Below are 12,011 nucleotides of genomic sequence, written 5' to 3' on the forward strand. Positions count from 1 at the left end.
CTCACGACCCTGCGGGGTGGCGCAGCACCGTGTGCTCGACGTCGTCCCCCGCCTCCCCCACGGTCACCGTGGTCGACCCGACGACGACGGCGTCCCCGTCGCCCAGCTCGTGCGGCTCCCCGGGGCTCAGCTCCCGGGTGGTGCCGTCGGACAGGTACGCGACGGTGCCGTTGGTCGAGCCGCGGTCGACGACGACGACGCGCCCCGCCTCGACCCGGACCGTGAGGTGGGTCTTGGACACGCGCTCGTCGGCCACCGCGAGGAGGGCGTCGACCCGCTCGTCGGGCCGTGGCCGCGGCGCCCGGCCGACGAGGGTGACGCCGGGGCCGAGCTCGCGGCCGTCGGAGAGCCGGACCAGCGGGCCGGCCGGGGCGCGACGCGCCGCGGACGTCCCCGCGGCGGGCTCCGGAGCGGATGCACCGGCGGGCGCCGCCTCGGCTGCGGCCTCGGTGGGCGCCACCGAGGGTGGGCCGGCCCAGGCCGGCGGCGCGGTCACTGCCCCGGGCGGCGGCAGGGTGCCGCCGGCGACGATCGCGCCGCTGCCCAGTGCGGGGGTCAGCGCCGCGACGTCCGACGACGGCGTGGCCGGCTCGTCGTGCGCGACCCGGTGCATCCGGGCGCGGTGCACGCGCCGCAGGCCGCTGGCGGTGAGCAGGGCGGTGAGGAGGCAGACGACGGCGGCGACGACCTGCGTCAGCCACGCACCGCGCACGTCGTCCGCGGCGTACGGGGTGGCGGCCTCGCCGTAGCCCAGGACGGCCTGGACGACGAGCACGACGACGCCCGCGGCGAGGAGGAGCACGGCCAGCGTCCGGGGAAGCAGGGGCGGGCGCCAGAGCTCCGCCCGGCCGGTCGAGCGGTCACGCGCGACGGCGTCGTCGTGGAGCCGACGCGTGTCGGGGTCGCTCGGGGTCGCGTCGACCCGGCCGCCGTCGGCGCGCACCGCCGTCGTCAGCGTCCACCACCCGGCGATCGCGCGGGCCAGCGCCGACCCCGTCGCCACGATGACGCCGCCGAGCACGGTACCGACGAGCAGCAGGCCGATGCCGACGGCGGAGGCGGGCCCATCACCACCCTCGGCGACCCCGCGGCCGACGAGCACCGCTCCCCCGGTGCCCAGCGCCCAGGCCAGCGCCCCGAGGCCGAGCCGTGCCCACGAGCCGAAGGCCGGGTAGAGGGCGTCCAGCGCCTCCCGGCGGCGGACCATCATCGCGCCGTGGCCGGGCCACGGCCGGTTGCGGGAGTCGGGGCCGAGCCACGGGCGGGCGGTGGTGGGAGTCAGCAGCATCAGGCGACCTCGAGGGGGCGGCGGGCCGCCGCCGCCCGCACGTGGAGCCGGGTGCGACCCAGGTGGATGATCGCGGGAACCCGCACGGTGGTCACCTGCCACGGTCGGCAGCGGACCAGCGACCCGTCGGGAGCCTCGAGGATCGTACCGTTGGTCGACGCGCGGTCGACGACGCTGACGTCGGCGCCCTCGACGGTGACCGCGGCGTGGGTCTTGGTGACCGTCTGGTCGGTGAGGGTGAGGACCTCGTCGACGACGTCCTCCGGCCGGGGCAGCGGCTGGCGGCCCAGCAGCGTCGTGCCCTGCGCCAGTGTGCGGCCGTCGGGCAGCACCACCTCGACGAGCCCGCTCTCGGCGGCGCCACCGTGCCGGCCGGAGCCGTCGTCGGGGCCGGGACGCACGTACCCGTGGGCGTCGGCCGCGCGGAGGCCGGAGAGGTCGATCTCGACGGTCGGTGGCCCCTCGGCGCCGTTCCCGGTGCCCCGCGGCGCTCCCGCGACCGAGGCCGGTGTGGCGAGGTGTCCGGCGGGGTCGGCGAGGGGTGCGGCGGAGGATATCGTCGGGCGCGCCACGGGCGCGCCGGGGGCGGGGGCCGGCGGGACGGACCCGGCGACGGTGCGCGGGACGGCGACGTCGAGCGTCGGCCGGGTCCACGCGGCCTCGGTCACCGTCCGGACGCCGCCGAGGGTGCCGAGCGCCGCACCCGCGGTGGTGAGGGCGGCGGCGGCGAGGGCCGCGACGAGGAACGCCGGGGCCGTGCCCGGGGCCGACTCCGTCGTCGTGCCGGCGAGGTGGGTGCTGCCCAGGCCACCGGTCCGGGCCAGGAGGTAGGTGAGCGTGAGGGCCAGCGCGGTCGCCGCGGCGGCGACCGCGACAGCCAGCACCACGCGCCAGCGGACCACCCCGAGCAGCCCGGCGGCGTCATGGTCGGTGTCGCCGGCCGGCACCCGGAGCCACGCGGCCGCCGCACCCGTGATCCGGCGTCCCGAGCGCACGACGCCCACCGCCAGGGTCAGCCCTGCGGCGAGCAGCACGGCGCCGAGGACGGCGAGCGCCACCGTCGGGCCCGTGGCCGCGCCGAGCCACGGGAGCGTGGCGAGCAGCGTCGCTCCCCCGGCGACAGCGGCCCAGGCGAGCACCCCGAGCAGGGTCCGGCGCGTGGAGCGGTAGCCGGCGGCCAGCACGTCGAGCGCCTCGCGGCGGAGCGGGGCGAGCTCCGCGTGCTGGGTGTGGGCGGGGACCACCAGGTAGGGCAGCGCCGCCCTCGGCACCAACCGCGCGTCACGCACGCGTCCGTCCTCTCATCCGGAACGCACACCGCCGGGCACGGACCCGTGGCCCGTACCCGGCGGAGACGTTGTGGGTCAGCCGCGCGCCTGAGCGGCGAGAGCCTCGTCGGTCGCCTGCATCTGGTCGGCGGCGCCGGTGAGGTAGTTCCCGAGGTTGGTGAGGTTCTCGATGACCTCGGTGGCGTTGGTGGTGAAGTCGGTGTAGGTCTCGTTGAACGCACCCGAGGCCTGGTCGGTGACGAAGCCGGAGCCCACCAGGTTCTCGATGTAGGACTTGAGCTCGGCGAGCTTGGTCTGGACCTCGTCCTTGCCGGCCACCAGGTAGGTGGCGGCGTTGCGCATCTCTTCGTAGGTGACGTTGATGTTGGCCACGGAGAACTCTCCTTCGCGTCGGTGCCCCGCCGCCCACCGGCGAGGTCTCACAGGACATGTCTACTGGCTCCGGGCCCCCGTTGTCGCCCCTGCGCCATGGGGAGAACTCCCCGGTCAGCCGAGGATCGGCAGCTGGACCCGGCGGACCTTGGCCTTGTCGACCAGCATGCCGCGGCCGACGGGGAACTCCTTGCGCTGGACGCGCGGGAACGAGGTGCGGAACAGGGTGTCCCCCTCGATCTGGTCCGGCTGCAGCGCCAGCCCGCGGCGCCCGTTGCGGATCTCCGAGACGAGCGGCCACGAGGCGCCCCACGTGCTCGTGTCACCCTCCCCGATGACGAGGTGCTCGTTGCGCTTGACGGTCTTGATGACCTCGACGAGCGGGGCGTCGGCGGGAGAGGTGAGGAAGTCGGCGAGGGACTCGATGACGACGACGGCGCCCACCTGCCCCTCCGGTGGCGGCTCGACGAGGTCCTTGACCACCGCCTTGGCCAGCTCGGCCACCTCGGCCGTCCCCGTCGCCGCGTGGTCCCACAGGTCCAGGCCGCGCAGCGCCGAGCGCCGGGCCCCGAAGTACAGGAAACGGGCCTCCGGATGGGCGCGCTGGATCGAGGTGACGAGCCAGTGCAGCGCGTTCGTGCGGCCGGACTGTGGCGGCCCGGCCAGCAGGAACGTCCCCAGCGCCTCGATGCCGACCGGCTCGAGCGTGTCGTCGGCGACCCCGACGACCGGGTAGCCGGCGAGGTCCCGCGGCATCGTGTCCGCGGGGACGATCTCCGGCAGGCGGCGCACCGCCGGGGCGTCGGGCACACCCGCACGGCGCAGCGTCCCGGCGAGCTTCTCGATGGCGCGGACCTGCTCGGCGAGGTTCGGGGACCCGCCGAGGACGGCCACCTGCATCTCCAGGCCACCGGCGATCGCGCGTCCGGGCGGGGAGGACTCGTCGAGCACGTCCTTGGGGGCACCGAGCATCGCGTAGGCGTTGACGTCGACCTGCCGCATGACGACCTTGCGCGAGAGGCTTCCCGCGACGGAGGACGGGATCGCGCCGGCACGGTCCGCGGTGACGGCCACGTGCACGCCGGAGCCGCGGCCGTCGACCAGGAGCTGGAGGAACAGCTGGTAGAAGGGCATCCGCGAGCCGACCGACTCCCACTCGCTCCGGAAGCCGGCGTAGCCGTCGATGAGCAGCAGGATGCGGGGCTCGTCGGGCCGGCCGGCGATCTCCCGGTACTCCTCGATGGTGCTGGCGCGCGCCGCGGCGTAGCGCGCGGAGCGCTCCTCGACGGTGTCCCGCAGCTGGCGCAGCAGCCGCTGGATCCGCTCGGCGTCGTCACCGTCGATGATCGCGCCGACGTGCGGCAGACCCTCGAGGGCTGCCAGGCCCCCGGAGGAGAAGTCCATCCCGTAGACCTGGACCGGCCCACCCTTGGGCGTGACCCCGGCGGCGATCGCCAGCGTGCGCAGCGCGGTGGACTTGCCCGATCCGCTGGCGCCGTAGAAGGCGATGTTGCCGTCGACGTCGGGCCGGTAGTAGGTGGTGGTCTGCCGCTGCCGGGCGGGGTCGTCGACGACGCCGAGCGGCAGCGCGGCGTCGGTGCGCGGGTGGAGCGCCGACAGGTCCTGGACCGTGGCCAGGGTGGGCAGCCACGGCTTGCGCGGCTCGGGCACCCCCGCGGTGCGCGCGGCGTCACGGATGGAGTCGACGACGCGCCGGATGTCGGTGGGGCCCTCGTCCTGGCTCGGCTCGGCCTCCTCCGGCCGCTCCGGACGCTCCCAGCGGGTGCCGGCCCCCATGGCGAGGGTCTCGACCTCGACCTGCGGCTTGGGTCGCGCCGTGGTGGAGCGCCCACCGGCGTAGCCGGTCTGGAACATCGTCACGCGCCCGGGCCCGGTCCGGGCCGCACCACGGCCGGGCAGCGACGGGTCGAACCCGGCGGCGAGCGGCAGGCCGAGGACGTCGGTGGAGTCGGACTCGTCGTTCATCCGCAGCGCCACCCGCAGGTTGGTGTTCGCGCGCAGGTTGTCCTTGATGACACCGGCGGGCCGCTGCGTGGCGAGCACGAGGTGCAGGCCGAGGGACCGCCCGCGCTGGGCGACGTCGACGACGCCGTCGACGAACTCGGGGACCTCGGTGGCGAGCGCGGCGAACTCGTCGACGATGATGATGAGGCTCGGCGGGCACTCCGGGTCACCCGTGCGCTCGAGGGAGATGAGGTCCTTGGCGCCCTTGCGGTTGAGCAGGTGCTCACGGTGGTGCAGCTCGGCGCGCAGCGAGGTGAGCGCGCGGCGCACGAGGTGCGGGGAGAGGTCGGTGACGAGCCCGACGGTGTGGGGCAGGTCGACGCAGTCGGCGAAGGCCGAGCCGCCCTTGTAGTCGATGAACAGGAAGGTCACCCGGTCCGGGCTGTGCGCCGCGGCCATGCCGAGCACCCAGGACTGGAGGAACTCCGACTTCCCCGCACCGGTCGTGCCGCCGACGAGGGCGTGCGGTCCCTGGGTGCGCAGGTCGAGGGTGAAGGGCTCGGTGGCGGCCTGCCCGATGAGGGCGCGCAGGTTGGCGTCGTGCCGGCGGCGCTGCGGCGGGGTGCCGTCACGCGGGACGAGCGAGCCGTTCTCCCGCCACCGCTCGAGGGTCGCCGCCGGTCCCTCGGCGGTCTCCGGGCCGACGAGACCGAGGTAGGACACCCGGGCGGGCAGGTCGGAGGCGTCGTCGACGGGTGCGCCGGCGTCGACGACGGCGGCCAGGTGCTTGGCCATGGCCACGGCCTGGTCCTCGCTCACCGTGTCGCACACGAGCGGCCGGACGGCGGCACCGGAGCGCACGTAGCCGGCGGTCGCACCGTCCGTCGTCGTCGAGACGGTGAGGAAGGTGCGGCACACGGCGGGCAGCCGTTCCTGCGCGGCGGCGCACCACACGACGTGGATCCCCACGGCCGGCCCCTCCTCGGCGATCCGCACGAGCCGGCCCCGCTCGATCGGGGCGTCGTCCTCGACGAGGAGGACGACGGTGGGCAGGGACAGCTGGCCCCCGACGCGGGTCTGGCGGCGGCGGGCGTCGAGCAGCCCCTCGAGCCTGCCGACGAGCTGAATGACCCCCGCCTGGTTGGAGCCGATGTGGGCGCCGTCCAGCGGCGAGTGCACCGACCCGACGTGCGGCAGCCACTTGGTCCAGTCCCACCGGGCGGCCGAGGCCGCGGAGGTGGCGACGGTGAGGACGAGCTCGGCCGGTGAGTGGAGCGTGACGAGCTGGGAGACGGCGGCCCGGGCCGCGTCGTCGAGCACGGCGCGCGGCCCGGCGAGGCCGAGGGCACCGCACTCCCGCAGCTGCACGGTGGCGGGGACGCCGTCGACGTCACGGAAGTCCGTGCGCAGCGCGTCGACCATCTCCCAGTGCTCCGGGATGGCGTCGTTGCGTCCCGGGAGCTTGACGGTGTTGCGTGAGGGCAGCGTACCCAGCCCCAGGCGCAGGTCGAGGAACGCGTCGTGCTCTGGGCGGCGGGTCCACAGCAGCGGCTCGAGCGCGAGCGCGGAGGAGCGGATGTCCTGCACGGCGGGCGACTCGCCGAGCCGGGTCATCCGCTCACGCTCGCGCTCGGTCTCCAGCTCGGTGCGCATGAGGCCGACCGACGCCCCGAACTGCTCGATGGCGGCGCGGTACTCGCGCCGGCCGGTGACCTTCTTGTCGATGTAGTTGCCGACCACCATGAGCGGCATCATCGCCATGAACACCATGCCGAGCAGACCGCGCCCGACGAGCAGGAACACCGGTGCCATGAGCAGCGGGACGATGAGCATGACGACGGGGAACTTCGCCGGCTTGGGCGGCTCCGGCGGCTTGGGGGCCTCCCGCTCCTCCCCCTCGTAGACCGGCGCCAGCCGCGGGGAGCGGTTGAACTCGACGTGCGCGGCACCGGGCGCGGCGTGGCGGCTCGCGGCGATCCGGGAGACCTGGATCGTCGTGTCCCCGAGGGTCACCGTGTCCTGCGGGAGCAGGGCGGCGCGCTGGACGAGCCCGTCGCCCATGAGCAGGCCGTTGGCGCTGCGCAGGTCGACGATCTCGATGATGTCGGTGACGGCCAGGCGGGCGTGCTCCTTGGACACCGTCGGGTCCCAGAGCCGCACGTCGCAGCCCTTGCCGCGGCCGATGATCGAGGTGCCCTCCGGCAGGGTCACCTCCAGGTCCGCGTCGGGCCCCTCGGTGACGGTGAGCCGGGCGGCGGCCGGCTGCTCCTCGGCGGTGGCGTAGCGGCCGGCGGCCTGCGCGAGGGAGACGACCGCGCCGGAGCGCACCTGCTCGGCGGCCGCGTCCTCGGGCAGCAGCAGCCGGGTCGAGCGGTCCTCGGTGCCGGGCGTCCCGTGCACGCGCAGGGTGAGCTCGCGGACCTCCTGCGGGGACAGGAGCGTGGGCACGGGGTCGGACTCCGCGAGCGCACGGGCGAGGTCGCCGACGGACGCGGTGCCGTCGACGGTGACCGCGAGGTCGGCGGGGTCCCCGGCGGTACGCAGCAGCGTGAGCTTGATCCGCATCAGCGGCCCTTTCGCAGTGAGGTGACCGAGACCCGGGAGCGTAGCCACCGGCGCCGTCCCACGACCCGACGCAGCCGGCCCTCGGTGGACTCGACGTGGTCCCAGTAGCCGGTGACGGCACTCTCGTCGGGCAGCACGGGGCCGAAGACCCCGGCGTCGGCGTGCCGGGCGAGCGCGGTGGCGTCCAGGCCGGCGACGTCGACGGGGCGAGGGCGCCGACGGCGGGTGCTGCGTCCCTCGGCCAGGCTCGCCACCAGCTCGCGGGCCTGCTCGTCGCGGGTCGCGGTCGCGGTGACGGGCACCCCGAGGTCGCGCACCCGGTCCAGGACCTCGGCCCAGCCGCCGGCGACGCGACCGGAGCCGCTGCCGCGGCGCCGGCGGCGCCGGCGTCGCAGCACCTTGAGCAGCACGATGAGGAGGATCGGCCCGAGGACGAGCAGCAGCGGTACGCCGACCGCGAGCGCGATGAGCAGCGTGTAGCTGGGGCCCTCCTCCTCGGGGACGTCCTCCTCGTCGGCGTCGACGTCGTCGCGGTCCATCGGGGGTGCGTCGGGCGGCTCCTGCGCGGGCGGAGGCGGCTGGAGGACCTGGGGCTGGGGGCGGTCCTGCGGCTCGGGCTCCTCGACCTGGGGGATGCGGTCCTCGTCGGGGGTCGGGTGGAACGGGACCCAGCCGTGGTCCTCGAACGCGACCTCGACCCAGGCGGTGACGTCGCCGCCGGTGATCTCGACAGGTCCGGGACCGGTGCCCGCCTCCGGCACGAAGCCCATGACGACGCGGGTCGGCAGCCCCACCGCGCGGGCGAGGAGGCCCATGAGCGCCGAGTACTGCTCGGCGTCACCGATCATGAGGTCCTCGGTGACCATCTGCGCGAGCCGGGCGGCACCGTGGCCGGCCAGGGAGGGCGCGTCCCCCTCGAGACCGTGGGAGAAGTAGCCCTCCTGCAACGTGCTCACCAGCGCCTGGGTGCGGGCCAGTGGGGTGTCGGCGGACGCGACCATCGCCGAGGCCTCGGCGACGACCATGTCCGGCACCCCGGACAGCTCGGGCTGGCCGATCCGCGCGAGCGGCGCGCCCTCGAGCGCGCTCACCGGGGGGTCGACGGGAGCCGTGGCGAGCAGGGAGTAGGAGTCCCCCTCCCCCAGGCCCGTCGTGACGATGCCGGTGGCGGAGGCCCGGTTGAAATAGAGGTTGCGCTCCTTGTCGGTGGCGTCGGGGCCGGAGAACTCGACGTCGTAGGTGCGGCCGACGTTCGGCAGCCACACCCCGGAGTACTCCCCGAGCTCGACCTCGACACGGACGGCGTCGTCGGGCACGGAGGCCTCGACCCGCTCCCCGATCCGGCTGAACGTGCCCGATCCGGCGGCGCTGTGGTGCTCGCTGCCCGCGACGGCCCATGTCGTGCCGTCGTAGGCGTCCATGGTGGCGAGCCGGACCGGGGCGCCGGCGGGCAGGCCGGTGACGGTGAGGACGGTGTCCTCGCGGTGGTCCTTGAGGTAGGAGCGGAAGCCGGCGAGCGGGCTGGGGTAGTCGTGCGGGTCCAGCGGCGGCTCGATGACCTCTCGCAGGACGAGGCGCTGGTTGTCCCCGGGCGCCAGCAGGCCCACGCCGGTGCCCCCGGCCGCGGCGACCGCGACGAGGACGAGCACGGCGACGGGGCGTCCGCGCTGGAGGCGGCCGGTGCGCCACGCGGCCCACACGAGCGCGCCGAGGCCGCCGACGAGCGCGAGCGGCAGGGCGAGGACCTCCCGGACGGTGCCGAGGAGGATCGCGACGGCGAGCACCACGGCGGGCGCGACGAGCGCCCAGGCCGGTCGCCGGGTGCGCAGGGAGACCGTGACGGCGACGAGCGAGGCGACCAGCGCGAGGAGGAACGGCGCGGTGAGCGTGTTGCCTCCCGCGCCGAGCGGCGGGGCGAGCGTGACGACCTGCTTCCACGACGTCACCGCTCCGCTCCCGACGGCGCCGAGGGTCTGCGGGGTGGGGACGACGCCGGCGAGAGCGGTCGTCGGCGCACCGAGGGAGGAGCCGAGGACGGCGGCCACGAGCGTGGCGGCGAGCACGGTGAGGGTGGTCCACCGGCGCCAGGCGCCGAGGCCGGCCACCAGGGCCCCGAGGGCGGCACCGCCGACGGCCGCGGCGTAGAACCGCCCGCTGGCGAAGACCGGGACGAGCGGGACGAGGGCGAGCAGGACGAGCCCGACGGGGACGAGGACGTCGACCCAGCGGGCGCGCAGGAACGCGAGGAAGCCGCTCACCGGTGCTCCGCCTTCCGGAAGCCGCGGCGCAGCTCGTCGAGGTCACCGATGGTGAGCACGGTGACGACACCGACGGTGTGGACGCTGGTCTCCGCGCCGGCGACCACCTGGACGGCGAACGCCCGGGCGTCGATGGGCAGCACGGCGCCGGCGGTGCGCAGGTCCGCCGGGGAGACGGTGGAGCCGCACACGAGCACCACCATCGAGGCCCGCTCGACCTCCCGGCTGATCTGGTGGGCGATGCTCACGATCCCGCTCGGCCCGCCGCCGCGCTCCAGGCGGGTGAGGACGTCGAGGTACTGCCCGGCGGACACGGCGCGCAGCGTCTCGTGGCTGGTGAGGGTGGTGAGGTCCTTGTCCTCGCGCATCGCCTGGAGGGCGAGGGAGCCGAGGGTGGACACGGCGAGCTCGAACTCGTCGTCGTCGCCGTAGTCGCTCTCGTTGCGCGACATCCCGACGACGAGGTGGGAGCGGCGGGTCTCCTCGAACTGGCGGACCATGAGGGTCCCGGTCCGGGCGGAGCTGCGCCAGTGGACGTACCGGCGGTCGTCGCCGGGCACGTACTCGCGCAGCGCGTGGAAGGACAGGTCCGCGCTCGTGATGTCCCGGGTGGGCCGGCCCTCGAGGTCGTGGAGGAAGCCGGCGGCCGAGGAGGTCAGCGGGACGGTGCGCGGGTGGACGTAGAGCTCCTGCGACTCCCCCCACGCGACGCCGCGGCGCATGAGGCCCAGCGGGTCGCCGCGCACGGTGCGGACGGGGCCGACGTCGATGACGCTGCGCCGGCTGGTGGGGATCGCGAAGATCTCCTCGTGGTCCGCGCCGGTCGGGAGTCCGGGCAGGTGGAAGCCGACCTCCGTGCGGCCCACCGCGAGCTCGACGCGGGCGGGCAGCACGGGGTGGTGGGCGACGTTGCGCACGGTCACGCCCGCCATCGCACGCTCCCCGACGACGACGCGACGGTCGCTGAGGTTGAGCGCCACCTCGTAGGGGTGGCGGCCCAGGGTGAAGACGAGCGCCGCGACGAACGTCGTCACCAGTGCCGCGCCGAGCACGACGAGCTCGAGCCAGCCGAGCCGTCGTCCGGCGACCCAGGCGAACAGCCCGGCGGCCAGCACCACCCACCCGGCGACGCTCACGGCACGCAGCGCGCGCCCGACGCCGTCCCGCGGCCCGCGGGTGCGGTCGACGAGGGTCCGCAGCGCGCTCGTCTCCGCCATCCGGTCGGTGAGCGCGGTGCGGGCCCGGGACGTGGTGGTGGGCTCGCTCACGGCTTACTGGTCGCCGCCGCGGTGGGTGGGCGGCGCGATCTCGGCGAGGACCGAGCGGATCGCCCCGGCGGCCGTGGCACCCTCGAACTCCGCCTCGGCGTCGAGCATGATGCGGTGCGCGAGCACCGGCTCGGCGAGGTCCTTGATGTCGTCGGGCAGGACGTAGTTGCGCCCGTGGGCGGCCGCCCAGGTCTTGGCGGAGCGGATGAGCGCGAGGGCGCCGCGGACGCTGACGCCGACCGTGACGTTCTCCGCCCGGCGGCTCTCCGAGACGATCCGCGAGACGTACTCCAGGACGGCGGAGTCGACGTGGACCGTGCCGGCAAGCTCGATCATGTCGACGACCGCCGAGCCGGTGATGACGGGGGTGACCCCGCCGGCCCGGTCACGGGTGGCGGCGGCCGCGAGGATGCTCACGGTCGCGTTGTGGTCGGGGTAGCCGATCGAGGCCTTCATGAGGAAGCGGTCGAGCTGCGCCTCGGGGAGCTTGTAGGTGCCCGCCTGCTCCACCGGGTTCTGCGTCGCGAGCACGATGAAGGGCCGCCCGACGTCGTGCGTGACCCCGTCGAAGGTCACCCGCCCCTCCTCCATGACCTCCAGGAGCGCGGACTGCGTCTTGGGCGAGGCGCGGTTGATCTCGTCCGCGAGGACGACGGAGGCGAAGATCGGGCCCTGGTGGAACTCGAAGCGCTGGGTCTTCGGGTCGAGGATCGACACGCCCGTGACGTCGGAGGGCAGCAGGTCCGGGGTGAACTGGATCCGCGAGCTCGACGTCTGCACGGCAGCGGCCAACGACCGCGCGAGCTGGGTCTTGCCGGTTCCCGGCACGTCCTCGAGGAGCATGTGCCCGCCGCTGAGCATCGTCGTGACGACGAGGCGGATGACGCCCGCCTTGCCGACGACGGCGACCCCCACGGCGGAGACGATCTTCTCGAAGGTGTCGGCGAACCACGCCGCCTGCTCGGGCGTCATCGTGGTCTGCTGTGTCGTCGTGCTCATGTGGTCT

Annotated in this window: 7 protein-coding genes; all 7 read right to left on the reverse strand. The window is 75.1% G+C overall.

What is annotated here, in order from left to right; genetic code table 11:
• Window position 1: 1 nt before the first annotated feature.
• Complete coding sequence (locus VR894_RS09815) at window positions 2–1,288, reverse strand: FHA domain-containing protein (RefSeq protein WP_324651199.1); 1,287 nt, start codon at window positions 1,286–1,288, stop codon at window positions 2–4.
• Window positions 1,288–2,577 carry an FHA domain-containing protein gene (locus VR894_RS09820; protein ID WP_324651200.1) on the reverse strand — a complete coding sequence of 430 codons (1,290 nt, stop codon included), beginning with the start codon at window positions 2,575–2,577 and terminating at the stop codon, window positions 1,288–1,290. The genes VR894_RS09815 and VR894_RS09820 overlap by 1 nt, the downstream gene beginning before the upstream one ends.
• 75 nt (window positions 2,578–2,652) lie before the next feature.
• Window positions 2,653–2,949, reverse strand: a complete 297-nt coding sequence (locus VR894_RS09825; RefSeq protein WP_324651201.1) for a WXG100 family type VII secretion target — start codon at window positions 2,947–2,949, stop codon at window positions 2,653–2,655.
• Window positions 2,950–3,063: 114 nt separating this feature from the next.
• Window positions 3,064–7,479 carry an FtsK/SpoIIIE domain-containing protein gene (locus VR894_RS09830; RefSeq protein WP_324651202.1) on the reverse strand — a complete coding sequence of 1,472 codons (4,416 nt, stop codon included), beginning with the start codon at window positions 7,477–7,479 and terminating at the stop codon, window positions 3,064–3,066.
• A complete protein-coding gene (locus VR894_RS09835) occupies window positions 7,479–9,737 on the reverse strand; it encodes a transglutaminase-like domain-containing protein (RefSeq protein WP_324651203.1) in 2,259 nt (752 codons plus the stop codon). Before VR894_RS09835 ends, VR894_RS09830 begins: the two co-directional genes overlap by 1 nt.
• The gene (locus tag VR894_RS09840) at window positions 9,734–11,005 is read right to left on the reverse strand and encodes a DUF58 domain-containing protein (RefSeq protein ID WP_324651204.1); all 1,272 of its coding nucleotides are present in this window, start codon (window positions 11,003–11,005) and stop codon (window positions 9,734–9,736) included. The genes VR894_RS09835 and VR894_RS09840 overlap by 4 nt, the downstream gene beginning before the upstream one ends.
• Window positions 11,006–11,008: 3 nt before the next feature.
• Window positions 11,009–12,004 carry an AAA family ATPase gene (locus VR894_RS09845; protein WP_324651205.1) on the reverse strand — a complete coding sequence of 332 codons (996 nt, stop codon included), beginning with the start codon at window positions 12,002–12,004 and terminating at the stop codon, window positions 11,009–11,011.
• Window positions 12,005–12,011 lie beyond the last annotated feature (7 nt).

This window comes from Georgenia sp. H159 (assembly GCF_035607575.1).
Classification (GTDB): Bacteria; Actinomycetota; Actinomycetes; order Actinomycetales; family Actinomycetaceae; genus Oceanitalea.

What these genes read in the sequence shown, in the direction of transcription:
- VR894_RS09815 (WP_324651199.1), bottom strand. Translation starts at nt 1,288, where the DNA reads ATGCTGCTGACTCCCACCACCGCCCGCCCGTGGCTCGGCCCCGACTCC.
- VR894_RS09845 (WP_324651205.1), bottom strand. Translation starts at nt 12,004, where the DNA reads ATGAGCACGACGACACAGCAGACCACGATGACGCCCGAGCAGGCGGCG.
- VR894_RS09830 (WP_324651202.1), bottom strand. Translation starts at nt 7,479, where the DNA reads ATGCGGATCAAGCTCACGCTGCTGCGTACCGCCGGGGACCCCGCCGAC.